This is a genomic window from Rhodococcus sp. 06-462-5, from assembly GCF_002258315.1.
GTDB lineage: Bacteria > Actinomycetota > Actinomycetes > Mycobacteriales > Mycobacteriaceae > Rhodococcoides.
In genome coordinates, this window is the sequence record NZ_NOYD01000012.1 from 78,363 (window position 1) to 103,831 (window position 25,469).

A 25,469-nucleotide genomic window follows, 5' to 3' on the forward strand; every position below is an offset into this window, starting at 1 on the left:
TAACCGCCGCCTCGCACTCTCGCTGACGACGGCGTTCATCAGAGCAGTTCGGCTGCGCGGCGGACCACATCGATGCAGATGTCGAGATTGAGCGGGCTCAACGTCGAGAAGCCCTGAGCCACTTCACCTTGCTCGAGCACCACCACCCGGCCGGCTGCGACGCTCGGCAACGAGGTGAACAGTCCGGTATCGACGATCCCGGCCGAGCCGAAGTCGAAGACGACGAGCACGTCGGCATCGGCGAGAACGTCGGCGTTCTCAGCGGAGAACTCGGGGCGGGGGGCGGCGGCGGTCGCGCCGTCGGACAGAGCGGCAACCGTCGTGAATCCGGCTCGCCGGAACAGATCCACGGCGGGGATCGACTCGTGTCCGAGTCCGTAGAACGTCGACGTGTCGTACGCGGCGATCAGACCGACCGTCGCACCGGCAACGTCGAGGCCTTCGAGCGCGGCAGACATCCTCGCCTCGGTCTCCACGATGAGTTCGTCGGCGCGATCTCGCCGATCGAGTGCGTCGCCGATCATCTGCAGGTTGCGTCGCCAATCGAAATACGCGATCTGGACCACCGGGGCAAGCGATTCGAGCTGGGAACGAGAGTCGGCCACCCCGTCGTCTCCGATGATGAGATCCGGTTCGGCAGCAGCGATGCGCTCGGTGTCGATCGACTCGCCGAGGGAGATCCGCTCACTCGACCCGCCGAGTTCGGTGAGGGCGTTCTCGTGCCACTCCCACGACCTGTCCGGCGAGCCGATCATCTCGGCGAAACCCTCACGCACCCCGAACTGCACCGGGACGACACCGAGCGCGAGCACCGTGTCCAGATCCCACAGGTTGGCCACACACGCCACCCGCTGGGGCCGACGATCGATCACGACGGACTCACCGGCATCGTCGACGATCGTGCGTGGATAACCGTCCCCTGCCGTCTCGTCGCCCGAGGCCTGGTCCTCACCGGTACCGCATCCGGCCAGCAAGGCCGCGAGGGCGACGCCGCCGATGAGGAACTCACGACGCGTCGCCGCCTCGATCGTGCTTGTCTCGAACTGGGTTGCCCCGATAACGAATGCGTGCGCAGGTGCGGTCATGACCCAGAACAGTAGGCATGCCTAACCTATGGCGTCAAGAGAGAGTCAGCCGAGCAACTTCTTCTGAACCTTCCCCATCGCGTTGCGAGGGAGGGAGTCGACAACTCGAATCTCGCGGGGCCGCTTGTGAATCGACAGCTCGGTGGCCACCAGATCGATGAGCACCCGATCCTGCACATCGGTACCGACGACGAACGCCACGATGCGCTGGCCCAAATCGTCGTCGGGCACACCGACGACGGCCACCTCGTCGACGCTCGGATGCCCCAGCAACACCGTCTCGATCTCACCTGCGCCGACGCGATACCCGCCGGACTTGATCAGATCGGTCGAGGCTCGTCCCACGATTCGATGGAAGCCGTCCGGCTCGATGAGAGCGACGTCTCCGGTGTCGAACCACCCGTCCTCGGTGAAGGTTTTCGCTGTCGCCTCGGGGTTGTTCAGGTAGCCGTCGAACAGCATGGGGCAGCGGATCTGCAACGCTCCGATGGATTCGCCGTCGTGCGGCAGGATTTCGCCCTTCTCACCTCGCAGCCGCGTCTCGACGCCCGCGACCGGCAGTCCCACCGAGCCTGCTCGACGCTCACCGTCGGCGCGGGTGCTGATGGTGATGAGGGTTTCACTCATGCCGTATCGCTCGATCGGGGCCTGGCCGGTGAGTTCACGGAGCTTCTCGAACACCGGGACCGGGAGTGGGGCACTGCCGGAAACCAGCAGTCGGGCACCGGACAGGGCGCGGGCCGAGGCCTCGTCCGCGGCGATGCGCGACCATACGGTCGGCACCCCGAAATACAGGGATCCGCGCGCGGCTGCGTAGAGCTCCGGCGTCGGCTTACCGGTGTGGATCAGCGGGCTGCCCACTCGCAGCGGGCCCAGGACACCGAGGATGAGTCCGTGCACGTGGAACAACGGAAGCCCCTGCACCACAGTATCTTTCGACGTCCACGCCCAGGCCTGCGCCAACGCGTCGAGCCCGGCCGCGATGGCACTGCGTGAGATCAGGACGCCTTTCGGCGGGCCGGTGGTACCGGAGGTGTAGAGCACGAACGCGACCGAGGACGGCTGTGGTTCCGGGTAGCTGTGCCACGACCGTGCATGTTGACGCACCGGCAGGACCTCGAGCCCGGAGGTATCCGGCGGCGCTTCACCGAGCCACGCCTGCGCGCCCGAGTCGCGTAGGATGTGCTCACGTTCGGCCACCCCGGCGTCGGGCGGAACGGGCACCACGGTGACGCCGGCGATGAGTGCGCCCACGACAGCGAGCACCGTCTTCACCGACGGCGTCGCGTAGATCGCGAGGCGGTCGGCTCGCGAGATGCGCTCGGCCACGGACGTCGCCGCGCCCAGGATATTGGCACGGGAAAGCGAGACTCCGTCGATCGTGATGGCGTCGGGAATGTCGTCTCCTCGCGCAACGGCGAGTGGGTTCAGTGAACGAAGCAGCACATGGCTACCGTACATACATGGACGTGGACGGAATCGACACCGGCGACTACGCCGAGTACATGACGGTCGCCGCCGGTGACCTGCAGGCGGGCGTCTATCTGATCGGAACCGACGCCGAGCAGGACACCGATTCCGACGACGACCTCGACCTGGACCTCGAGGACGACGATTCCGACGATGACGACATCGACGTCGCACACGTCACCGACGGCGCGCCGAGGCTGGTCTACTCGGTGCAGTCCGACGACTTCTGGACCCGAGTGGAATTGGCCGATCTTCGAGCCACTCAGCTTTACGAGGAAGCGCACGCACGCAATCCCGAGGTCAACACCGAGCCGAAGCGGTTCACCACCGTCGAAGCGTTTGGCAGCAACGAACTGGTCTACATCCTGCGCATCCGACGCGGCGGCTGGGACGTGGGCGAGCCGGATCTCGAGCCGTGATCCACGCGGCCCCTCAGTCCTCGCGAACGCGCGCGCGTTTGCTGAACGCGAGCGGTTTCGCGTCACGATTCTGCGCGCGTATGGCAAGTGCGCGCGCGTTTGCCGGATCCTGACCCGTCTGCTCTCGGGCGGTCCCGCGCACCGACGTCCCTCTTCGTTGCCCCGCCGCGCACCTCTGGTCCTCGCGAACGCGCGCGCGTTTGCTGAACGCGAGCGGTTTCGAGTCACGATTCTGCGCGCGAATGGCAAGTGCGCGCGCGTTTGCGAGATCTAGGCCGCGCCCCAGTACCCGTCAGTCGTGAAACGTGATGCTGCCACTTCCCCTACTTGCTGTTATCGACTAGGCCGAGGACGCGACCGTTCCGATACCGAGGGCAACCAGGATTCCAGCGCTGATGCGGTCGATCCAGTCGGTCACCGCGGGCCTGCGCAATAGCGCGACCGCGCGGGAGGCGACGACCGAGAACACTCCCATCACCAGTGCGGCAACGACGACTTCGACCAGACCGAGCGTCATGGCCCCGGCGAACGTGACAACGGTGAGGAACTGCGGCACCACAGCGAGGTAGAACAATCCGACCTTGGGATTGAGCGCGCAGGAGAGAACTCCGGCACCGAACGCCGACCACGCGGACGCGGCGACGGGCACGAGCGGTTCGCCTGCCACCTTGTTCTTGTGTCTCGCCCGGAAGGCCTTCACTCCCAGATACAACAGGTACAGCCCGCCGAGGATCTTGACGACGCGATACGCCGTCGCGGACTGCTCGACGATCGCCGCCAGCCCGACGGCTACCAGCACGGCCCAGAACAGTCCGCCGATCGCGACGCCCATCGCCGCGGCGATGCCTGGCTTGAGGCCGCCGATGCTGTAGCGGAGCACCAGAAACGAATCGGGCCCGGGCAGAATCGCCAGCAGAAAACACACACCGGCGAAGCTGAGCAGCAGGCTGAGAGTCATGGGTACATGAGAACACCCACGATGCGAGCCGTTCAAGTCAGTATTGCAGGGCTCGATCGACTGGGAACCTTATCCGCGGTAGACCCCATCGGAGTCGAGGTGGTCCGCGAAATCGGCAAAGTCCAAGTTGGCGATGGACAGATTGTTCTCCACGGAAGGCAAGCTTTCCGGAGTCACGCGGAAACTTCGCACCCTTTCGGCCATATCCTCATCGTCGACGTCTTCATCGTCCTCGTCGTCGGATTCTTCGTCGTCGACCATGTCCAACACGAGGATTGGATGTTGCGGATTCTGGATGGTCATCGAGTCCGCAACGAACAAGTAGTGACTGTCGACGTCTAAGACGAGCAGTTCCTCTATGGTCCGATTTTCGAATCGGCGGTCGTCGACTGGAGTGAGTACCGCCTGCATATCGTACCCGCCGGGGTGACGATGGATGGCTTGCGCGTCGCGCACGAGCGCGTGCCAGGCATCATCATCACTGAAGTCTGTGCGGACCAGAATGGACTGTCCGTGAGGGGGATCGAGAGCCATACCCGAACTCTAGCGACGCTCGCCTCCGTGCGGTGAGACTGCGAACAACGGACCGTCTTTCGCGGCGCAGTGTCGCCTCCGAGACAGAAATCGTCTTCGAGTGCGACCGGCTGAATTCATCATCGAAAATTGTCGATCAACTACGGACCGGATCGCGGGCGAACAGGTGGTCTGCGCCCAGCCGAGATTTGGCGCGGCGGTTGGTTCGTCCCCTGGGACGGATGCTTCCGATACCTCGTCACGGCAGGTAGTGTCCACAGCACGGTGACCCGACGCCCGCAACGCCTCGTCGTGCGGAATCCCCTATTGCGTCGGGAATTTCATGACAGTGTCGAACCCCCGCACCATTCGTGTTTTCGTTGCCGCTTGGGTGATCCAAGACGGATCGTTTCCCCGCGCATCAGTCGGCGACGTCGCAGACGTCGTCGTCGAACACCACACATCGGACGCGCCCTCGGTCTGCGACGACAGCCTCACGGCCATCGCAAGACCCGCATTCGGGAGGGCCCCCGTCGAGTATCGCGACGGTCGGTTGCGGTGGCTTCATCTCGTCTACGGCGACGGCTGGAGTAGCCGATGGTCGGCGGACGAATCCACCAACGGTCCGGTCACACTGACCGGAGTGTTCAGCGCCTGCCTCGACGACAGGGGCATCGACGATCCGCCTCATGTCCGCGGACGTATTACCCGAATGCATCTGGTACACAAGCAAGTCCGACCAACCGAAAACGGCTGGACCGGTGTCGACGGCACCGATCGTCTCACCGAGCTGGACAGAGTGCCGATCTCGATCGATTGGTGGCCGACCCAGGCCACGAAAACAGGTGATCACCTGGCATCGGGCATTTTGGTCGAGCTCGATCTCGACGACGCACTGATCCTGCCGACGCGGTTCGTCGCCGGAGCCGTGGCGACCGACGGCGACACCGTCTGGGTGATGCACTCGTCGGACCCGGTCCTACTGCGCGTCGATACCGCCGGATCACCAACCATCACCAAATACGTGCTGCCACTGACGATCGAGCCCCCGACCGACCGATGGACGCGACGCATCCACGCAATCGATGGCGGCTGCTGGATCACCTCCGAGCACGACATCCACCGGTGCATCCTGGACCCGAACGGCGTTCTGAGTATCGACCGGTTGTCCACCGAGGGCGGCGGAATCAGCACAGTCCACGATGGGCGGCTGTACCTCGTGGGTTCGAGTCGGTCTTTCTTGCGGGACGACCGTCGACACAGGACCATCCGCACCCATCCCGATACGCCCCGACTGCGGGTATTGAACGAGACGGAACGGCGCATCGAGCCGATAGATGGCCCCGCGGACGTACAAGCCAGTCGCGCCGATCGAGCAACCGGAGCCGACGGCACGCAGTGGTGGGTCGACGGAACGAACACCCTGCGGCGCATCGACGTCGACGGCTCCACGACAACTGTCGACCTGTCGGACGCGACCGCCATCGGCGTGGTTCGACCGACGACACCGGATGTATTCACCGACCCCGCCAACGCGGACGTGGTCGGCCCGATCACGGTGGACATCCCACGACTTGTTAGGAAAGCGGAATGATGGTCGACATGCAAGCCCGAGCCAACTGACGTGAGTGTCCACAATTCACGTCGGCAGGCGGGATCCCGTTCGCCGTGGGAAATAGTGGACACTCAGCGCACCTCGAGCTCACACCCTCTCGAGCGCACACCCTCTCGAGCTCACACCCTCCAGCGGCGTCAGCGGGGCCGAAGCCAACTGACTTCTCTGTCCACAATTCACGTCGGCAGGAGGGATCCCGTCAGCCGTGGGAAATAGTGGACGCTCAGCGCACCACGCTCTACCCGCGCAGGCGAGCGGCCGCAGCCTCGATGCGTTCGTCCGTGGCCGTCAGTGCGATCCGCACGTGGTGTGCACCGTCGGGACCGTAGAACTCTCCCGGTGCGGCGAGGATGCCGCGTTCGGCGAGCCAGTCGACGGTGTCGCGGCACGGCTCACCCCGCGTGGCCCAGAGGTAGAGCCCGGCCTCGGAGTGGTCGACGGTGAATCCCGCTGCCTCGACGGCGGATTTGAGAATCGTTCGACGGGCGCGGTATCGCTCGCGTTGGATGTTCTCGTGCTCGTCGTCGGCCAGTGCGGCGGTCATGGCGGCCTGGATCGGCAACGGCACCATCATGCCTGCGTGCTTGCGCACCTCGAGCAACTCGGCGACGAGGGAGGCGTCACCGGTGACGAAGCCGGCGCGGTAGCTGGCCAAGTTCGAGGTCTTCGAGAGTGAGTGCACGGCAAGAAGATTGGTGTGATCTCCGTCGCACACGCGAGAATCGAGAACCGACACGGCCTCGGCGTCCCAGGTCAGACCGAGATAGCACTCGTCGGAGACGACGATCGCGTCACGTTCACGGGCCCACTCGACGACTTTGCGCAGGTGCTCGACGCCGAGCACCTTGCCCGTCGGGTTGGACGGTGAGTTGACGAAGATCAGCGATGCCCGCTCGGGCCCGAGCCGATTCAGGCCGTCGGCCCGGATCGTCCGAGACCGTGCGAGCAGCGCGCCCACTTCGTATGTGGGATATGCCAATTCGGGGATGACGACCAGATCGTCTGCTCCCAGGCCCAGCAGCGTCGGCAGCCACGCGATCATTTCCTTGGTGCCGATGGCAGGCAGAACGGCGTCGGTCGAGATTCCGGTGATCGAGTACCGACGCTCGAGAGCGGCGACCGCGGCCTCCCGCAGCGCGAGAGTGCCGACGGTGGTCGGGTATCCGGGCTCGTCCGCAACAGAATTCAGCGCCGCGCGGATCACCTCCGCGACCGGATCCACCGGTGTTCCGACCGACAGATTGACGATGCCGTCCGGATGAGCCGAGGCCTTCTCCTTGGCGGCGGTCAGCGAGTCCCACGGAAAGTCGGGCAGCCCCGCTGCCACCGCTGTGCGCACCAAGGTCGTCAGTTCTCGCCCATGGGAGGCAGTGCCTTGATGAACGGTGGGTCGTAATCGGTCTTGCCGAGCTTCGCCGCGCCACCGGGAGATCCCAGGTCGTCGAAGAAGTCGACGTTGGCACCGACGTAAGCGCTCCACTGCTCGGGCACGTCGTCCTCGTAGAAAATTGCCTCGACGGGGCAGACGGGCTCGCAGGCTCCGCAGTCGACGCATTCGTCGGGGTGGATGTACAGCATTCGGTTACCCTCGTAGATGCAATCCACCGGGCACTCTTCGATGCACGCTTTGTCCAGTACATCTACGCACGGTTCTGCAATCGAGTAGGTCACTGCTGCTCTCCCCTCCTGTATCGATCGTGGGCGCTCACGCGCCCTGAGCATCCTAGTATCGCCGTCCGAACTCGAGGCCGACCGACTCAGGGTCGCCTCACCTGCCCCGCTCGGCTATCGACGCAGCTGCTTCGCGGGCGAGTCGGCACCGAGGGCCGATGCCTTCTTGTGGGCCGCGAGCCACTGACGCCCCTGTTTCGCGGCACGCGAGAGAGCGCCGCGCTCACCGAGATAGCCGGCGACACCGCCGACGAGTGGGATGGCACCGAGTACACGGTAGAAGCCGCGGGGGTGCGGACGCTTCTCCAATTCACCGGCGACGTCGCGCAGCACGTTCGCGATCTGCCACATTCCGCGCAGCAGTGCGAACGGACCCGACTTGGGTGACTCTTCCTTCTTCGCGGGAGCACTGTCGGCGAGCGCCGTCAGATCACGCTTGCACAGCACCGACCCGAGCAACGCCACGTGCGTCTCGCGGTCGGTCACACCCGATTCGCGCGCCACGGCGACGAGCACCATCGCCTGGTTGGCGAACCCGAGCAGATCCTGGATCGGCAGCCGGTTGACCAGGATGCCGAACACCCCGGGAAACGCCACGGCCACGGTGTTGAGCGCGCCGATGCGATTGACCCACCACTGCGAGCGAGCGTCGCTGTCGAGCTCCTCCCAGCCTGCGGTACCCGGGAAGTCGGTGGTGTCGAAGGCTTTCGCAAGGAAATCGATGACGTTGTCGAGCTTCGAATCATCCGCAGAGGACTCACGGAACGTCCGTCCCTTGAGGCCGATCGGGTCCCGTGTCGCAAGGATGTCGAGCACGGGATGAATGATGGCGACGGCACTGCTCAGAACCGCGGCGACTCGACGGTCGTCCATGTCAGACAAGCTCCATTTCGAAAGTGGGACCCGAGGGTCAGATCAGGCCGGCAACCGATACGGCCGGAGCCGGGTCGTATGTGGTGGTGCGCTGACGAACCGGGCGTCCGATGCCGTCGGCGATCTCGTGCAGTTCCGCGACGGTCTTCTCCGAACCGTTCTGCGAACCCGCCATACGCGAGATCGTCTCCTCCATCAGGGTCCCTCCCAGATCGTTCGCGCCTCCGTTCAGCATCGCCTGTGTACCCGTGATTCCCAATTTCACCCACGATGTCTGAATGTTGTCGATTCGGCCGTGCAGCATGATGCGAGCCAGGGCGTGCACCGCGCGGTTGTCGCGGTTGGTCGGCCCGGGTCGCGATGCGCCGGCCAGATACAACGGCGAGGACTGATGCACGAACGGCAGCGGCACGAACTCGGTGAAACCTCCGGTCTTGTCCTGGATCTTCTTGAGCACGTTCAGGTGACCGACCCAGTGCGACGGATTGTCGACGTGCCCGTACATCATCGTCGAGCTCGACCGCAGGCCCACCTCGTGCGCGGTGGTGATCACTTCGATCCACTCGGCGGCGGGCAGCTTGCCCTTGGTGAGCACCCAGCGGACCTCGTCGTCGAGAATCTCGGCGGCGGTGCCGGGGATCGAGTCCAGCCCGGCGGCCCGGAGTTCGGTGAGCCACTCGCGAATCGACTGACCGCCGCGGGAGGCCCCGTTGACGATCTCCATCGGCGAGAAGGCGTGCACGTGCATCGACGGCACCTTGGCCTTCACCGCACGCACCAGGTCCGCGTAGCCCGTCACCGGCAGTTCGGGGTCGATTCCACCCTGCATGCAGACCTCGGTGGCACCGACGACGTGTGCTTCCCACGCGCGATCGGCGACCTCGGTGGTGGACAGGGTGAACGCATCGGCGTCGCCCTTGCGCTGCGCGAACGCACAGAAGCGGCACCCGGTGTAGCAGATGTTGGTGAAGTTGATGTTCCGGTTCACCACGTAGGTGACGGTGTCTCCGTTGACCTGCTTGCGCAGGTCGTCCGCGAGAGCCGCGACGGCGTCCATGCCCGCGCCCTCGGCCGTCGCGAGCGCGAGGTACTGCTCGTCGGTCAGCCCGGCCGGGTCCTTCTCCGCTGCCGTCAACGCGGACACCAAGTCTCGGTCCACCCGCTCGAGTCCGGCGAGATCGCGCACCTGCTCGCGAATGGAGTCCCAGTCGCCGAACGCATTCGCCAGATCCGAACGCGTCTCGGTGTTGCGTCCCTGAGTGTCGATCTCGGTGTTCAGGTCGACGCGGCCCGAGGACTCCCACTCCTCGTCCGGTTCCTGCCACGGCAGACCCGTCGGGTTGACGTTCTCGCGCGCCATGCCGGTCTCGGGATCGGCGAGCGCCCGCACATGCGCCGAGATTCGCGGATCTATCCACGGAGCACCGGCGAGCACGTACTGCGGTTGCGCTGCAACACGTTCCACCAAGCGGTAGCCCGCCTTGTCGGACAACTCGGCAAGGGTGTCGAGGTTCGGCCACGGCCGTTCCGGGTTGACGTGATCGGGGGTCAGCGGAGAGACCCCACCCCAATCGTCGACGCCTGCGCCGAGCAGCGCTGCCGTCTCCTCCGGCTCGACGAGATTCGGCGGAGCCTGGATCCGCATCGACGGGCCGACCACCATGCGCGTCACCGCGATGGTCGCCAGAAATTCTTCGAGCCCCGCGTCGGGAACGGACCGCATCGCGGTATCGGACTTGGCCAGGAAATTCTGCACGATGATTTCCTGAACGTGCCCGAAAGACTTGTGCACCTTACGAATTGCCATTATCGACTCGGCGCGATCACGCAGGGTCTCGCCGATTCCCACCAGAATTCCGGTCGTGAACGGGATGTTCAGACGACCCGCGTCGGTCAACGTCCGCAGCCGAACCTCGGGATCCTTGTCGGGGCTGCCGTAATGCGCCTGCCCCTTCTCCTCGAACAACCGACGCGAGGTGGTCTCGAGCATCATGCCCATCGACGGTGCGACCGGCTTGAGCCGCGACAGCTCCTGCCACGACATCACTCCTGGATTCAGGTGCGGGAGCAAGCCGGTCTCCTCGAGCACCCTGATCGACATGGCGCGCACGTAATCCAAGGTCGAATCGTAGCCGCGGGAGTCGAGCCACGCCTTGGCCTCGGGCCACCGCTCCTCCGGTCGGTCGCCGAGCGTGAACAGCGCCTCCTTGCATCCGAGCGCGGCACCCTTGCGAGCGACGTCGATGATCTCGTCGGGATCCATGAACATCCCGTGCCCGGCGGCATTGAGCTTGCCCGGGACGGTGACGAACGTGCAGTAGTGGCACTTGTCGCGGCACAACCGCGTGATGGGTACGAACACCTTTCGCGAATACGAGACCGTCTTCGGCCGACCGGCCGACTCCAGACCCGCATCACGAACCCGCGCAGCCGACGCCATCAGATCCACCAGATCGTCCCCACGCGCATGCAGCAGAACAGTCGCCTCGTCGACGTTCAACGAGACTCCGTCCCGGGCGCGACGCAGAACGCGGCGCATGGCAGAAGCGGCTGGAGCGGTGTCAGGCAGCGAAGTCACCAGTCGATCATGCGCTTGTTGGTACGCACGTGCCACCCACCCCTCCCCTATCCGGGTCGTTCCGCGGGCTCCACTCCCCCCTATTCGGGTCGCTCCGCGGGCTCCATTCCCGACCAGCCGGGTCGTTCCGCAGGCTCCGGGGTGGTGGTTACCGAACGACACCCCTAGGTTTGTAGCCGTGACAACGATGGCCGATCCGCAGTGGCAACCGTCTCCGCGAGCACGTCTGCTCTGGGCTCTGAGTGCCGGTCTGCTGTGGCTGCCGATCTTCGTCGCCCAGATCGTCTGGGCCGTCGTCGACTCGAGCTGGACCACCTGGCCGCATGTCGCCGTCCTCGTCGCCTCGATCGTCCTCACGACCCTGCACGTCGCGGTCGTGCCGCAGTGGCGATACCGCGTGCATCGTTGGGAGATCAGCGACACCGCGGTCTACACCCGCACCGGCTGGTTGAGCCAGGAGCGACGCATCGCACCGATCTCGCGGGTACAGACCGTCGACACCGAGCGCGGACCGCTCGACCGTCTGTTGGGGTTGGCCACCGTCACCGTCACGACGGCGTCGTCCGCGGGCGCGGTCAGAATCACGGCACTGGATCAGGATGTCGCGGACAAGACGGTTGCTCGGCTCACCGACATCGCCGGCCGCACCGTCGGAGACGCGACATGACCGATCAGGCGGAACTGCTCGCCGTCGAGGAGGATCAGCCGTGGCTGCGCCTGCACAAGCGAATGCTGTTGGTACATCCGGTGAACGAGGGCATCAAGATCCTGCCGGTGCTGCTGATCTCGTTCTTCGTCGGCAGTCAGAGCGGTAACCACTTCTGGAGTCTCGGCCTTCTTGCTGTCGTCGTGGTGTTCGCGATTCTGCGGTGGTTCACCACCAGCTACCGGATCGGTCCGGTGCACGTGCAACTGCGCAGCGGGGTACTCCAGAAGAAGGTGCTCTCCATTCCGCGCAACAGAATTCGGTCGGTCGACGTGGAAGCGAACGTGCTGCACCGCGTACTCGGCCTGTCCATCCTGCGCATCGGCACCGGGCAACAGGCAGGCAAGGGCGAGGCCTTCGAGCTCAACGCCCTCGACACCTCGCTGGTACCGGCACTTCGTGGAGATCTGCTGCAGCGAGTCTCGGGGCAGATCCCCGCGACCGACGGAACACCGACCGCAGCAGCGGATCCCGACGTGGAGATTGCGCACTGGCAGCTCTCGTGGGTGCGATTCGCACCGTTCTCCATCACCGGCATCGTCACCATCGCCGCGGCCGTCGGCGTGCTGTTCCAGTACGGACTCGGGCAGACACTGGCCGAGTCGTCGGTGGTCTCCAACAGCATCGACTCCGCCGAGCGATTGGGAATCGCGGTGTTCGTCGTCGTGGCGCTGATGGCGCTGCTCGTCGTATCGAGCATCTTCGCGTGCGTCCGCTACCTGCTGGCCTACGCCAACCTGACGGTGACGGACCAGGGACGCACCATGCACGTCAGCCATGGATTGCTGCGCACCCGTCAGTCGACACTCGATCGCAAGCGGCTGCGCGGTACCTCGCTGTCCGAACCGCTGCTGCTTCGTGCGGCCGGTGGAGCAAGGCTGGACGCCATCATGACCGGCGTCAGCGCCGAGAAGAAGGAATCGTCTCTGCTGCTCCCCCAGGCCCCACGCGCCGAGGCGCTGCGGATGATGACCACCGTGCTCGGCGAGGCCGGTCTACACGGAAGTTCGGACCGGCCTCTGCTGCAGCACGGACCCGCAGCTCGTCGACGCCGCTACACGCGCGCTGTTCTGCCCGTTGCCGTTCTCGGTGCAGCGCTGGGCATCGCACAGTATGTCGGCGCACCGATCCCGATACTGGCGTGGATCGCGGTCGGAGTGTTGTTCGTTGCCGCCTTCGGACTCGCACACGATCGCTTCCGCGGTCTCGGCCATGCAGTGCTGCCCGGTTGGCTCATCACCCAGCACGGTTCGCTCGACAGGACTCGACACAGCCTCGAAGCCGCAGGCATCATCGGTTGGACCGTGCGGCAGACCTTCTTCCAGCGTCGCGCCGGGGTGGCCACCATCGTCGCTGCGACTCCCGCAGGCGTCGGACATTACGAGGTGATCGACATCCCCATCGAGAACGCGTGGGCGATGATCGACGCCGTCACCCCGGGAGCCGGGGACGTCTGGCTGCACCGGACCTGACATGACGCGGCCGCAGAGCATCGAGCAACTCGACATCGCGGTGGCCGAATGCCGCGCCTGCCCGCGCCTGGTGCAGTGGCGCGAGCAGGTCGCTGCCGAGAAGCGGGCCGCATTTGCCGACGAAACATATTGGGGCAGAGCAGTTCCCAGCTTCGGACCCGCCGATGCGGCGATGCTGATCGTCGGGCTGGCACCGGCCGCGCACGGTGCGAACCGCACCGGGCGGATGTTCACCGGCGATCGCAGCGGGGACGTCCTCTATCGCGCGATGCATGCGGTCGGTCTGGCCAGCCAACCCACCGCCACCCACATCGGAGACGGATTGACGCTCAACGGGGTTCGCATCGCCGCTCCGGTTCACTGCGCTCCCCCGCAGAACAAGCCGACTCCCACCGAGCGGGATACCTGCAGACCCTGGCTCGACGACGAATTACGGTTGCTGCGTCCGACGTTGCGGTCGGTGCTAGTCCTCGGTGCCTTCGGCTGGCAGTCTCTGCTGCCGACACTGGCCGCGAACGGGTGGGAGATACCCAGGCCTGCACCGAAATTCGGACATGGGGCTCGGCTCGATCTGGGCTCGATCACCGTGTTCGCCAGCTATCACGTGAGCCAGCGAAACACCTTCACCGGACTGTTGACTCCGACGATGATCGAGGATGTGCTGCGGGATGCGGGTCGGCATGCACGCTTGCTGTGATCGCCTTCATCCGGAACATGAACAGCAGCACTCCGGCGGGGCCTGCGCCGGCCACGATGAGCAGCATGGTGCGCCAGTCGGCGAGTAGGAGAACGTCGCCTCCCGGGCCGCCGAGCATGCACAGCACCACTGCAGCGAACCAGCCGATCAGGGGCGACGCCACCCAGATCGGCCGATCTGCGACCTTGCGTGCGGCCAGAATCAGCGCGACGTTCGCGATCCCGCCGAGCACAGCGCTGATGGGGAACTGCACCGACCCGAGGTAGGTCGGAAGGAAGAAGACCGAGAGAATTCCGGACAGGAAGCCGTCGAACACCAGTACTGCGACGGTCGCCCAGGACACCAGGGCGACAGTATTGGATGCGGCCTTCGAGATCATGCGCCCAATACTGCCTTGACCCTGGTTGTTTCAGTGCATCGCATTCGAAAAACCGGGAATCGGCACTCAGGAAACCGGCGGGTATCCCAGCGAGGTCAGCAAGTTGCTCGCACCCATGGCGATCTGTCCCAATACGTACTGGTACAGATCTGCCTGCGCGCCGAACTGCGGCTTGAGAGAATCGACGAACGCGACGATGGCGTCCTGTACTACCCAGTTGTACATGTGTGTTCCGCCCCTGCTGTGGTGGTATCAGTGATTCGAAGCACAGCCTAGTACGCCGGCGAACAGGTCGTTCTCCCTACCCGTCTCATCGGGGTCGAGTTCACCGCGGACGAGCACGTACTGCTCGTCGAGCAGGATCGGCTGGGCGATGTCGTTGGACAGTGCGTACTCGCTGCCGGACGGCGCGACGGTCACCTGAGTCGCGTGGGCCCGGAGCGCATCCCTCTTGGCATCGAGCACGCCGCGGATGTCGACGCTGGTGGTGATGGTGGTCTCGGGAACGCTCGGCAGCTCGCCGTCCTCCGGCATTCGCCAGTGCGGGGGAATTTCCTCGATCGCCGCAAGTCCCGCCTGCAACTGATCGTGTCCGGTGACGGTCCAGTAGAACTTCGACACCTCCCAGGGCGATCCGACCCCGGGGAACGAATCCGTTCCGCAGACCTCCACGGCCTCGGTCACCAGCGAGTGCACCTGCTGATGATCGGGGTGGCCGTATCCGCCCTCGGGGTCGTACCCGACGACCACCTGCGGCCGGAGCTCACGCATCACCGCGACGAGCGCTCCGAGGGCCTCGGCGCGATCGGCATTGACGAACGCGCGCGGCTTGCGGGCAGCCGACGTCCCGGCCATTCCCGAATCTCGCCAACGACCGGCTCCCCCGAGGAACCGAGGCGGGTTGCACCCCAGTGCCGCGAGAGCGCGATGCAATTCCAGAATTCGATAGCCACCGAGCTGATCGGCACGGTCGACGACCAGATCGGCCCACGTCTCGCCGATCACTTCCCCCTCCTCACCGAGTGAGCAGGTGAGCACCGTGACGTCTGCCCCGGCTCGAACATAGTGAGCGATGGTGCCGCCGGTGGTGATCGTTTCGTCGTCGGGGTGTGCGTGTACCAGGAGCAAACGCTGCGGCTCCGTCATGGAAGGCTCGGTCATGAGAGGCTCCGTCATCGTCGACTTGTCGGTCATCGGGGCGTCCGCATCCACTGCGACGCGTCGGCGAAGATCCCGACCTCCACCGGGCCGGTCAGCGAGACGCCGGTGATGCCGGGAACGGCGGCCACCACGGACGAGTCCTGCATGATCGGCAGCGTCGACGCCAGCGACCACAGTTCGGGCTCGACCTCGTTCGTGGCCACGGCGGGCTCGAGGCCGCTCACCAGTGCCCTGTCGATCGTCGGTTGCAGTTCCGGAACGCACAGCCCGGACAGGTTGCGCGGCACCTGGACGCCGTCGCCACTGCCGTCGGCCGGTGCATCGACGCAGCCGAACCGCGAGGCGAGGACCGTGGCGGGGTCGACCCCGGCGCTGGTCCATCCCACGACCGCATCGACGGTCCCGTCGGTCAACGCCGTCGAATACAGCTCGTCGGCAGGCAGTGGGGTGACGGTGGCATCGATGCCCGCGCCGACGAGTTCGTCGGCGGCGGTCCCGGCGACCGCGAGCGCGATGTCGTCGTTCTCGACGGCACCGATCACGAACCGCAACGCCGTGCCGGTCGCGTCCGCAAGACGGGTCACACTCGATCCCGGAGCACCCGTGGTGGTCGGCGCGGGACTTGTCGTCGGAGCGGCGGCGGTCGGTGCGCTGGGGTTCGGTGTGGAGGTCACCACGGCGTCGGGTGTCGGCACGAATCCGGCCCGCTCGAGCAGATCGAGGGCTGCAGTTCTGCCGATGGGGGCGGGCGCGGTCGCGGAGTAGCCGGGGTCGGACGGCGAGGACAGCTGCGCTGCCGCCCGGCGATCCGTCGCGCCGCCGCCCGCTCCGACCGTGGCCAGCAGGTTCGGATCGAGCAGACCGAATATCCCCTGCCGCACAACAGAATCGGACATGTTCGGCGCTCGACCGTTGACCGTCATCGACAGCACACGTGACTGCCTGACGGTGTCGGTTCGCACTCCGGGAATTGCGGAGAGCTGAGCCCGCAGAGCCGAGCCCCCGCGAACCTGGGCGATCTGAGCGTCACTGGACCGCAGCGAATCGGCCAGCTGCGCCGAGGTTCCCCCGCGGCGGATGAGGATCTGGTCCGGTGATGCGGGCTCGCCCCAGAATCGGTCGTTGCGTTCGAGCAGAATCTCGTCCCGACCCCGGTCGACGGTCTTGATGTTGAACCGCGAACCGGAGACCGGCACGTTGTCCGTCAGGCCTCCCTGGAAACCGCCGGGTGAGTCCTTGAGGAGGTGCGAGGGCACCAGATCGGCGAACAGTCGCTGCCAGGCCGGATACGGCGACGAGAGCGTCACGTCGACCGTCTTGCCACCGCCCGAGGACGCGACGTCGCTGATCAGGGCGTACCCCGCCGGATCGACGACACCGGGCTGGTTGGTCATCTGCTGCCACAGGTAGCGGAAATCCTCGGCGGCGATCGGTGCGCTGTCGGACCACTGGGCCTCGTTGCGCAGCTGATAGCGGATGGTGAACGGCGATTGCGACGTCACCTCGGCCGAGAGCAGCAACGACAGGTCCGGCTCCCACGTGGTCGCCCCGGTATCGGGGTTCCGGACCGGGCGGAACGGGCTGGGCAGAACCAGTGAACTCACCGCGGCCGTCGCGGGCGACTGATCCGCCAGAAGATGTGGATTGAAGCCGATACCGACGTCGTCGATGGCGACGACGACCGGATCACCGGTCTCGGCCGGCACCATCGTCGTACTGACCGGAGTCTCGACACTCTCGATCGGGGGCGGCGGATCCGCAGTGCACGCGGTGAGTACCAGAGCGATGGCAGAAACCAGAACCGTCGGCATCAGCACCTTGCGCAACGAGGATCTCCTTCGTAGTCGGCTACCTTCTGCGACAGAAGCGACGCGCCCCACGAGGGTGACACGTCGCTTCTGCCGCACGAAGTGAGTCTTACAGAGCAGCCTTGTCGCGAGTCTTGCTGCGCGAACGCTCGCGGGCGCGCTCGTTGGAATCGAGGTGCACCTTGCGGACGCGGACGACCTCGGGGGTCACCTCGACGCACTCGTCGCCTGCACAGAACTCCATGGCCATTTCCAGGTCGAGCTTCTTGGGCTTGGCCAGGGTCTCCATGACGTCTGCGGAGGACTGACGCATGTTGGTCAGCTTCTTCTCTCGGGTGACGTTGATGTCGAGGTCTTCCTGACGCGGGTTGATGCCCACGACCATGCCCTCGTAGGTGTCTGCACCCGGCTCGACGAAGAACGTGCCGCGGTCGGCCAGCTGGATCATCGCGAACGGAGTGACGGTGCCGTTACGGTCCGAGACGAGCGAGCCGGTGTGGCGGGCGCGGATCTCGCCGGCCCACGGTGCGTAACCGTGGAAGACGGCGTTGGCGATACCGGTGCCGCGGGTTTCGGTGAGGAAATCGGTGCGGAAACCGATCAGGCCACGCGAGGGAACGATGAACTCCATGCGAACCCAGCCTGCGCCGTGGTTCGTCATCTGCACCATCTTGCCCTTGCGCGCTGCGAGCAGCTGAGTGACCGCACCGAGGTACTCCTCCGGTGTGTCGACGGTGAGCTCTTCGAAGGGCTCGTGCAGCTTGCCGTCGACCTGCTTGGTGACCACCTGTGGCTTGCCGACGGTGAGCTCGAAGCCTTCGCGACGCATCTGCTCGACGAGGATGGCCAGCGCCAGCTCGCCACGACCCTGGACCTCCCAGGCATCGGGGCGACCGATGTCGAGGACCTTGAGCGAGACGTTACCGATGAGCTCCTGGTCCAGACGGCTCTTGACCATGCGCGAGGTGAGCTTGTGGCCGCTGACGCGTCCGACGAGCGGGCTCGTGTTGGTGCCGATGGTGACCGAGATGGCCGGCTGGTCGACGGTGATGCGGGGCAGTGCGACCGGGTTCTCCAGATCGGCGAGGGTGTCGCCGATCATGATGTCCGGGAAGCCCGCGACGGCGACGATGTCGCCTGCGACGCCGCGCTCGCCGGGAACGCGCTCGACGCCGATGGTGTTGAGCAGCTCGGTGATCTTGGCCTTCTGGACGACGGGCTCGCCGTCGACCTCGCGCATCCAGCTCACGGTCTGGCCCTTGGAGAGCTGGCCGTTGTGGATACGCACCAGGGCGAGGCGGCCGAGGAAGGCCGACGCGTCGAGGTTGGTGACGTGGGCCTGCAGCGGTGCGTCGACGTTGCCCTTGGGCGCGGGGACGTAGTTGAGCAGCACCTCGAACAGCTCGTCGAGGTTCTCGGCGTCGGGCGCGTTGCCGTTCTCGGGCTGAACCCGCGACGCCTTGCCCTCACGGCCGGAGGCGTAGAGAACGGGAAGATCGAGTGCGAGCTCGGCTGCCTCGGACGCTTCGTCGTCGAGGTCGGATGCGAGGTCGAGGAGCAGATCGTGGCTCTCCGAGACGACCTCTTCGATGCGCGCGTCGGGACGGTCGGTCTTGTTCACGACCAGGATCACCGGGAGCGAGGCGGCGAGCGCCTTGCGCAGGACGAAGCGGGTCTGCGGAAGCGGGCCCTCGGAAGCGTCGACGAGAAGGACGACGCCGTCGACCATGGACAGGCCGCGCTCGACCTCGCCGCCGAAGTCGGCGTGGCCGGGGGTGTCGATCACGTTGATGACGGTGATCGTGCCGTCGGCATTGCGCTTGTGAACGGCCGTGTTCTTGGCCAGGATCGTGATGCCTTTTTCTTTTTCGAGGTCACCCGAGTCCATGACGCGGTCGATCGCTTCGGCACGTTCCTCGAACGCGCCTGACTGCCGGAGCATGGCGTCGACCAGGGTGGTCTTGCCATGGTCGACGTGTGCAACGATGGCTACGTTGCGAAAAGTGGTGGTGCTGTCGATGTTGTCTGCACTGCTTGGGGCGCTCACGCGAAAAATTCTCCTGGAGTCGAATGCGGGCTCTTGTTCGCTAGCGGGCTTATGTCGCTAGAGAAGCGCGCTGCACCGCGAGGTTCTCGCGACTGATCGAGTTTACCCGTAGTCCGACGGTACCCCGCGCCACCCTCAGGTCTGTGACCTGCGCCACCCATTAGTCTTGGTGCTCATGGGCAAGATAAAGGCAGTAGATGTCTCGGGGATGAAGCCCAAGAAAAAATGCTGCCGCAAGAAGGTTCGGTGCATCAAATGTCCCGTGGTAATCATGCGAATGAAGAAACTCGAATCGGCAGGCGCAACCAAGAAGGACCTGAAGAAGGGCCTCAAGACCGCTCGGGCGAAGTGAGCAGGATTTCCAGCAGTTCGGGCAGCCAGAGCCGATCCGCGTCGACCAGATCCATCGTCACCAGCGTCTCGGCATCCACCCAGCGCAGGGCCGAATGTTCCAGCGCTGCAGGCATTCCCGAGACGAGCGAAGCCCGGTAGGCACGCATCACCAGGCCACCGGCAAGGTCGACATCTCCGGTGAGCGCCGCTCCGATCGAGCACTCGACTCCCAGTTCCTCGCGCAGCTCACGCACCAGCGCGGCGTCCTCGGACTCCCCCGGCTCGACCTTGCCGCCGGGCAGTTCCCAGAGACCCGCCAGTTCGGGTGGACGGGTTCGTTGCGCCAGCAGCAGCCTGCCGTCGTGCGTCAACGCGGCTGCGACAACCACAGCGGTGGGGGTACCGGACATGCCACCATCTTTCTATGACCGAACTGCTGACCGATCGCGACATCGAGGACGCCCGGCTCGCCGAATGGACCGTGGTCGGGAAATCTCTGACTCGCACCGTCGAACTGGCGTCGTTTCCGGCTGCCATCGAGGCGGTGAACCGCGTGGCCGAGGCCGCGGAGGAAGCGGACCATCACCCCGACATCGACATCAGATGGCGGACGCTCACGTTCACCCTCTCGACGCACAGTGCCGGCGGGCTCACACAGAAGGATGTGGATCTGGCACGTCGGATCGATGCACTGACCGCGCCTTCCTGACTCGCCCGGCATAGACCACCCAGCCGAGGAACAACGCTGCTCCGACAACGTCCACGGCACCGGCCCACGCTTCGAGTCCGGGACGGGGGATGGTCCAGATCGATTCCTGGAAGAAGCTGAGCAGCCACGGCACCCCCACCGTAACCGTCACCAACCAGTATCCTGCGACGATCTTCGCCCCGGCTACGTCGCGCAGCGGGCCGTGTACCAGCCAGATCACCATCGGGATGACCCAGATCCAGTGATGCGACCACGAGATCGGTGAGATCAGCAGGCCGAGAAGTTGCACGATCACCAGCGTGCCCAGATGGTCTTCGCGTCCGATCGCACGCCATGCCGCGATCGCCAGCCCTGTCGCGAAGACGGCGGCGACGATCCACAGCGGCCCCTGCCCGACGTCCTCCCCCGCGATCCGGCTGAGCGCACCACGCAGAGACTGATTCCAGACCGAGCCGACGGGTCCGATGCGGTCGGCATCGCCGAGCAACGTGGTGAAGTACGTGGCCGCCTGCTGTCCGAGCGCCGCGTAGCTGACCGCGACGGTGAGGGCGAAGGCCACTGCCGAGAACACTGCGGCCTTCCATCGCCGGGTGGCCAGGAAGTACAGACCGGTGATGGCCGGGGTCAGCTTGATTCCGGCGGCGAGGCCGACCAGTCCGCCTGCCACCCACCACCTGCTGCTGCGCACCGCGAGAATTGCCACCAGCACCAGAAACACGTTGACCTGGCCGTAGTCCAGCGTCGTCCGCACGGGTTCGGACCACAGTCCCAGCGCGGTCCACAGCATTGCGATGCGTACCCAGCGCGGCTCGGCGGCGCGCTCGTCGCCGAGCACCATCGACAGCGCCAGCCTCACCACGGCGAACAGCGCGATCATGGTCGCGGCCTGCCACAGGACGCCGACCACCGTGAACGGCAGATAGTGCAGCGGGAAGAACACGAGCGCGGCGAACGGCGGGTACGTGAACGGGAGTGGGAAGTCGGGGGTCTGTACCGAATACGTGTAGTCGTACAGATTGCCGCCGAGCAGTGCCGCCGAGCCGTCGACGTAGACGTGTAGGTCCACGAGGTTCATTCCGTTGGGCGTGGCGAAAGCCCAGACGAATCGGCTGATCACCGAGACTGCGAGCAGAACGGGGGCCAGCCGAACAAGTCGGTTCACTGTGCGTGCGGTTCCGTTCGGTATCGATGCGGTGTATCGGTCGTCGAGCTTATAGGGCTCCGCTCACGCGCCCCAACCGCCTGCGCACCGGAGTAACATTTGCATCACCTTTCACACTGATAACTTCAGTAACAGGTTATCGTGTGCGTCTGCGGAGAATTCGCAGCGTGTGACCAATAGACTGCCCTGGCAAAGATGCGACGGGGGAGGGCTCGACCGACAACAGCTGTACATCGGGGATTGCGCTACATAGAGTGACCCCTCGAGCACCGGCTGTCGCCGTGGGCCCGCGTCATGATCAGAATGGGGAATATCACCGTGCTTCGTACCCGCGGAACGCGTCGCGTAGTTACAGCCTTTGCCGTAGCCGCAGCCGCCGCACTAGTCGTGCCGACCAGCGCATCCGCACAGCCGTTGGTGCCGATGGCACCGGCAGATCTGCCCGCAGCACCGGCCGATCCCGCTGCTCTGATCGCTCAGTTCCTCCCCGCCCCCGGTGAGCCGTTGCCGAACCTGGCCGACGTCGAAGCACTCGCCTCGTTCGCACCGGCCATTCTCGGTGCCGCAGCCGGACCTGCCGACGTGGGAGCTGCTCCGGCGGCGGACCTGCTCGGTCAGGCCCGCACCCTGCTGGAAACCGCGCAGCTCCCGGACCAGGTCAAGGCACTGCTCGAACGGGTCATCACCTTCCTGGACGGCTCCGGCGGCGGCGGACCCGAACTGCCGGCCGATGGACCCGTCATCGCCCAGTTCCTGTACCCGACGCTCGGCAAGGGCTGCATTTCCGACACCGCCGATTCCGTCGGAACAGCCCTCGCCGTACCGGGACCGGCCACCCTGCCGCCTCCCGGACCCGGTGCAGGACAGGCCGGCTTCGTCTTCACCGCCCTCGGCACTGCGCCCGTCGCTGCGCAGCAGGCAGCTCCCCTGACGGTGACGTGGCTCAACATCGACAACCGTCGCTCGGGAACGCAGGACCTGACCGGCGCGGCCATGATCAACACCGACGGTCCGGCAACGCTGTCCGCGATCGCCGACACCGGCCCCGGACGCGTCCTTTCGGTGATCTCCGGTTCGATCACCACGCAGTCGAAGGAAGATCCGGCCGCAGCTCCGCGCAGCTGCACCTTCCTGCCCACCATCGGCACGGTCTACGTTCCGTAGCTCGTATCTGCTCTACCGACAGTTTCGCCCCCGGCTTCCTCGCAAGCCGGGGGCGAAACTGTCGATTCAGGCGAATTCCGAAAACATCTATGCGTTGAATTCGAGAATTGTCGGAATGAATTACATCGATGTTATTTCAGAGAATGTTCGCCTCGGATTTCGACCACTGCCCGTAGTCGGCTTTCAGAATGTTGTTGATGTCGACCTTGACGCCGCCCACGAAATCCTTGTCGATTCGGATCTGATGAATGTGTGCGTCGGGGTGAACGAAGCCCTTGGGGGTTCCCCAATTGTGCTGCCAATACCACTGGCCGAGTCCGGCGACCGAGGCCAATTCGATGGTCGGTGAGTTGGCGTAGATCCCCGTGTTCTCGGCTCCGATCACCGATTGCCAGCCCAGGATGTACGGCGCGATCAGAGTTGCGAACTCCACGGCGGTGGGGTTGTCGTCGATCGACGCGTAGATCGGGCGGTCCGTCGGACCACCGGCGGCGAGGTGGAGTTCGAGTCCCCGCTCTGCATGCTCGACACCCGCCGCGTACCCGCCACGCCAATCGGACGTGGCACCCTTGCCGAACTGATAGTTCGAGACCACTTCCAGCCCTGCGGACGTCAGCGAGTCGGCCTCGGACTTGCGCATCGGCTTGCCGATCATCCAGTTCGCATCCGGTCGCCGATCGGAGACGTACCGAACGGCCCCGAGGTGACCGGCCGCCTTGATGGCCGCCGCCGACGGCACCCCACCCGAGTAGTCGACGAGGGTGCCGAGTCCGGCGTCGGCGTGCGCGGTCGCCGTTCCCAACGCAACCAATCCGACGGCGGCCGCGGACCCCGCGGCGGCGTACTTGAACAACTCACGTCGCGAAACCTGCACAGAAATCTCCATCGTCGTTCGATCGCTGCGGCGCGCCTACCCGAGTAATCGCACAACCACTGCTATTTTCCGTCGTTTGTCGTATCCCACCACAATCACACCGGCATCGCCAGCCCCACTGCTCACACCACCACGTATCCCTCCGGCTTCACACGAGCACCTCGAGCATCGACGTCACGAACATGAATATGGTGGGGAGGACGATGCACGCACGAATGCGCTGAGGAGTGGATGGACATGGGCGTATCGCTCGCCAAGGGTGGAAATGTCTCGCTGACCAAAGAAGCACCGAACCTGACCGTGGTCAGCGTGGGACTCGGTTGGGATGTCCGCGCCACCACCGGCGGTGACTTCGATCTCGACGCCAGCGCCATCGGACTTCGCACCACGAAGAAGGCACTGAGCGACAGCTACTTCGTCTTCTACAACAACCTGCGCTCCCCCGACGGTGCCATCGAGCACACCGGCGACAACCGGACCGGCGAAGGCGAAGGCGACGACGAGAGCATCGATGTCGACCTGGCAGCCCTGACCCCGGAAGTCGACTCCATCGTCTTCCCGGTGTCCATTCACAACGCCGATGCCCTGGGCCAGAACTTCGGCCAGGTCGTCAACGCCTTCATCCGCGTGGTGGACAAGTCCGACGGTCGCGAACTCGCCCGCTTCGACCTCAGCGAAGACGCCTCCACCGAAACCGCAATGGTGTTCGGCGAGCTGTACCGCCGCGGGGCCGAATGGAAGTTCCGCGCCATCGGCCAGGGCTACGCCTCGGGCCTGGAGGGAATCGTGCGCGACTTCGGCATCGACGTGGGCTGAGCTGTCCGCGAACCGACTCGCTCGGACCGTCTCGATTGGACAACGGATTCCGGCTGAGCTTGTGACGCCCAGATGATGTGTGGTGGTATCAGCGCACACGCAACATAAGCCACATCAGTCACAGGAGTCACACATGTCTCGTCGCCTCAGCCGTTTGGCGGGCGCGCTCGCGCTCTCCTGCGCGGCATTGCTCGCTGTCCCCGCCACTGCCGCAGCGGATCCGGCACCGGCCGATCCACTGGCGCAGGCGATCGCCGCACTGCAGGGACAGGGTGGTGCCTCACTCGACGCCGCGACCGCGATCGCCGACTCACGTACCCCGGTCGCCGAGGACGCGAGCGTCGATCCGTTCGCCGCACTGAACGCGGCCAACAAGGCCCTCACCGACTTCGGCATCACGCCGTTCTTCTACCCCACGGCAGCGATCAACTGCGCCGCTGCGGCGGGCTCGCCCCTCGGCATCGTTCCGGGTGTCGCAGGCGGAGCGGCCGGACCGTGGCCTCGGCTGACCGCGCCGGCCATCCCCACCTTGCCGTTCCTGCCGTCCATACAGATCCCCGAGCTCAATGCCGTCGACAAGGGCGAAACCATGTTCGCGTTCGTCCCGGCCGGAATCGTGAACGATTCCGCAGACAAGACCGGGATGCAGGTCGCCTGGTTCAACGTCAACACCCTGCAGGGCGGATTCGCCGACTTCGGCGGCTTGGCAACCACTCTCGCCGACTCGATCCTCGCCAACTCCGGCGTGCCCGACGCCGCGAAGGACATCGTCCGGCCGTTCGTCATCGGAGCGATCGACTCATTGCCTGCCGCCGGTGCCCGCGCCGTACCCGTCGAAACCGGATCGGGAACCGTGCTCGCCGCGGTGTTCGGCACCGTGAACCACAAGGCCCTCGACGGTTCGGACAAGAGCTGTTTCTTCTTCCCCACTGTCGGCATGATCAACGTCGCCTAGAGGT

At 65.3% G+C, this 25,469-nt stretch carries 25 protein-coding genes; 9 read left to right on the top strand and 16 right to left on the bottom strand.

Features of this window, described 5'->3' with window-relative positions; genetic code table 11:
* Positions 1-38: 38 nt before the first annotated feature.
* Positions 39-1,085: an ABC transporter substrate-binding protein gene (locus CH251_RS06220; RefSeq protein WP_094612368.1), complete on the bottom strand. Its 1,047-nt coding sequence runs from the start codon at positions 1,083-1,085 to the stop codon at positions 39-41.
* 45 nt (positions 1,086-1,130) lie between these two features.
* The gene (locus tag CH251_RS06225) at positions 1,131-2,546 is read right to left on the bottom strand and encodes an acyl-CoA synthetase (protein ID WP_094612369.1); all 1,416 of its coding nucleotides are present in this window, start codon (positions 2,544-2,546) and stop codon (positions 1,131-1,133) included.
* A gap of 2 nt (positions 2,547-2,548) precedes the next feature.
* On the opposite strand from CH251_RS06225, the gene CH251_RS06230 reads away from it, so the two are divergent.
* The gene (locus tag CH251_RS06230) at positions 2,549-2,974 is read left to right on the top strand and encodes a hypothetical protein (protein ID WP_094612370.1); all 426 of its coding nucleotides are present in this window, start codon (positions 2,549-2,551) and stop codon (positions 2,972-2,974) included.
* A 340-nt stretch (positions 2,975-3,314) separates the two neighbouring features.
* On the opposite strand, the gene CH251_RS06235 is transcribed toward CH251_RS06230, so the two are convergent.
* Together CH251_RS06235 and CH251_RS06240 are read right to left on the bottom strand one after the other, a co-directional pair.
* On the bottom strand, positions 3,315-3,932 hold the full coding sequence (locus tag CH251_RS06235) for a LysE family translocator (RefSeq protein WP_094612371.1): 618 nt from the start codon (positions 3,930-3,932) through the stop codon (positions 3,315-3,317).
* A gap of 69 nt (positions 3,933-4,001) precedes the next feature.
* Complete coding sequence (locus tag CH251_RS06240; RefSeq protein WP_094612372.1) at positions 4,002-4,466, bottom strand: hypothetical protein; 465 nt, start codon at positions 4,464-4,466, stop codon at positions 4,002-4,004.
* A gap of 322 nt (positions 4,467-4,788) precedes the next feature.
* Between CH251_RS06240 and CH251_RS06245 the strand changes: the two genes are divergently transcribed.
* Entirely contained in the window at positions 4,789-6,039 is a 1,251-nt protein-coding gene (locus CH251_RS06245) for a hypothetical protein (RefSeq protein ID WP_094612373.1), read from the top strand.
* Between the two features lie 259 nt (positions 6,040-6,298).
* Here CH251_RS06245 and dapC read toward each other — a convergent pair whose 3' ends face one another.
* From dapC to CH251_RS06265, 4 genes are all read right to left on the bottom strand, one after another.
* Positions 6,299-7,402 carry a succinyldiaminopimelate transaminase gene (gene dapC, locus CH251_RS06250; protein ID WP_094612374.1) on the bottom strand — a complete coding sequence of 368 codons (1,104 nt, stop codon included), beginning with the start codon at positions 7,400-7,402 and terminating at the stop codon, positions 6,299-6,301.
* 5 nt (positions 7,403-7,407) lie between these two features.
* Positions 7,408-7,731, bottom strand: coding sequence for a ferredoxin (fdxA, locus tag CH251_RS06255; RefSeq protein WP_008714223.1), 324 nt, complete (start codon positions 7,729-7,731; stop codon positions 7,408-7,410).
* Positions 7,732-7,845: 114 nt separating this feature from the next.
* Positions 7,846-8,604, bottom strand: a complete 759-nt coding sequence (locus tag CH251_RS06260; RefSeq protein WP_094612375.1) for a hypothetical protein — start codon at positions 8,602-8,604, stop codon at positions 7,846-7,848.
* Between the two features lie 37 nt (positions 8,605-8,641).
* Positions 8,642-11,182, bottom strand: a complete 2,541-nt coding sequence (locus CH251_RS06265; RefSeq protein ID WP_256978865.1) for a bifunctional FO biosynthesis protein CofGH — start codon at positions 11,180-11,182, stop codon at positions 8,642-8,644.
* A 187-nt stretch (positions 11,183-11,369) separates the two neighbouring features.
* Here CH251_RS06265 and CH251_RS06270 point away from each other — a divergent pair, with 187 nt between their 5' ends.
* Genes CH251_RS06270 through CH251_RS06280 form a run of 3 tightly spaced genes read left to right on the top strand, consistent with a single transcriptional unit; the run spans position 11,370 to position 14,057 of the window.
* Positions 11,370-11,849 carry a PH domain-containing protein gene (locus CH251_RS06270; RefSeq protein ID WP_094612376.1) on the top strand — a complete coding sequence of 160 codons (480 nt, stop codon included), beginning with the start codon at positions 11,370-11,372 and terminating at the stop codon, positions 11,847-11,849.
* Positions 11,846-13,360, top strand: a complete 1,515-nt coding sequence (locus CH251_RS06275; protein ID WP_094612377.1) for a PH domain-containing protein — start codon at positions 11,846-11,848, stop codon at positions 13,358-13,360. Before CH251_RS06270 ends, CH251_RS06275 begins: the two co-directional genes overlap by 4 nt.
* Before the next feature lies 1 nt (position 13,361).
* A complete protein-coding gene (locus CH251_RS06280) occupies positions 13,362-14,057 on the top strand; it encodes a uracil-DNA glycosylase (protein ID WP_094612378.1) in 696 nt (231 codons plus the stop codon).
* On the opposite strand, the gene CH251_RS06285 is transcribed toward CH251_RS06280, so the two are convergent.
* The 6 genes from CH251_RS06285 to CH251_RS06310 all read right to left on the bottom strand — a co-directional run bounded on the left by CH251_RS06285 (position 13,984) and on the right by CH251_RS06310 (position 20,195).
* Positions 13,984-14,436, bottom strand: coding sequence for a hypothetical protein (locus tag CH251_RS06285; RefSeq protein ID WP_094612379.1), 453 nt, complete (start codon positions 14,434-14,436; stop codon positions 13,984-13,986). The two genes, CH251_RS06280 and CH251_RS06285, sit on opposite strands and share 74 nt — an antisense overlap.
* A gap of 66 nt (positions 14,437-14,502) precedes the next feature.
* Complete coding sequence (locus CH251_RS27410) at positions 14,503-14,661, bottom strand: hypothetical protein (protein ID WP_008714214.1); 159 nt, start codon at positions 14,659-14,661, stop codon at positions 14,503-14,505.
* Between the two features lie 27 nt (positions 14,662-14,688).
* On the bottom strand, positions 14,689-15,597 hold the full coding sequence (gene mshB, locus CH251_RS06290) for an N-acetyl-1-D-myo-inositol-2-amino-2-deoxy-alpha-D-glucopyranoside deacetylase (protein ID WP_373454923.1): 909 nt from the start codon (positions 15,595-15,597) through the stop codon (positions 14,689-14,691).
* A gap of 29 nt (positions 15,598-15,626) precedes the next feature.
* Positions 15,627-17,408 carry an ABC transporter family substrate-binding protein gene (locus tag CH251_RS06295; RefSeq protein ID WP_094612540.1) on the bottom strand — a complete coding sequence of 594 codons (1,782 nt, stop codon included), beginning with the start codon at positions 17,406-17,408 and terminating at the stop codon, positions 15,627-15,629.
* Positions 17,409-17,514: 106 nt separating this feature from the next.
* Complete coding sequence (gene typA, locus CH251_RS06300; RefSeq protein WP_094612380.1) at positions 17,515-19,452, bottom strand: translational GTPase TypA; 1,938 nt, start codon at positions 19,450-19,452, stop codon at positions 17,515-17,517.
* Positions 19,453-19,781: 329 nt separating this feature from the next.
* Positions 19,782-20,195 (bottom strand): (deoxy)nucleoside triphosphate pyrophosphohydrolase, encoded by a 414-nt coding sequence (locus tag CH251_RS06310; protein ID WP_094612382.1) that lies wholly within the window; start codon positions 20,193-20,195, stop codon positions 19,782-19,784.
* A 14-nt stretch (positions 20,196-20,209) separates the two neighbouring features.
* Between CH251_RS06310 and CH251_RS06315 the strand changes: the two genes are divergently transcribed.
* On the top strand, positions 20,210-20,494 hold the full coding sequence (locus CH251_RS06315) for a 4a-hydroxytetrahydrobiopterin dehydratase (RefSeq protein ID WP_094612383.1): 285 nt from the start codon (positions 20,210-20,212) through the stop codon (positions 20,492-20,494).
* Here the strand turns inward: CH251_RS06315 and CH251_RS06320 are convergent.
* A complete protein-coding gene (locus CH251_RS06320; RefSeq protein WP_094612384.1) occupies positions 20,436-21,656 on the bottom strand; it encodes a mannosyltransferase in 1,221 nt (406 codons plus the stop codon). The genes CH251_RS06315 and CH251_RS06320 overlap by 59 nt on opposite strands.
* A gap of 303 nt (positions 21,657-21,959) precedes the next feature.
* Here CH251_RS06320 and CH251_RS06325 point away from each other — a divergent pair, with 303 nt between their 5' ends.
* Positions 21,960-22,820: a hypothetical protein gene (locus CH251_RS06325; protein WP_094612541.1), complete on the top strand. Its 861-nt coding sequence runs from the start codon at positions 21,960-21,962 to the stop codon at positions 22,818-22,820.
* Positions 22,821-22,956: 136 nt separating this feature from the next.
* Here CH251_RS06325 and CH251_RS06330 read toward each other — a convergent pair whose 3' ends face one another.
* On the bottom strand, positions 22,957-23,706 hold the full coding sequence (locus tag CH251_RS06330) for a DUF1906 domain-containing protein (protein ID WP_094612385.1): 750 nt from the start codon (positions 23,704-23,706) through the stop codon (positions 22,957-22,959).
* A gap of 225 nt (positions 23,707-23,931) precedes the next feature.
* On the opposite strand from CH251_RS06330, the gene CH251_RS06335 reads away from it, so the two are divergent.
* Complete coding sequence (locus CH251_RS06335; protein ID WP_094612542.1) at positions 23,932-24,510, top strand: TerD family protein; 579 nt, start codon at positions 23,932-23,934, stop codon at positions 24,508-24,510.
* 133 nt (positions 24,511-24,643) lie between these two features.
* Complete coding sequence (locus CH251_RS06340) at positions 24,644-25,465, top strand: hypothetical protein (protein WP_094612386.1); 822 nt, start codon at positions 24,644-24,646, stop codon at positions 25,463-25,465.
* Positions 25,466-25,469: the final 4 nt, after the last annotated feature.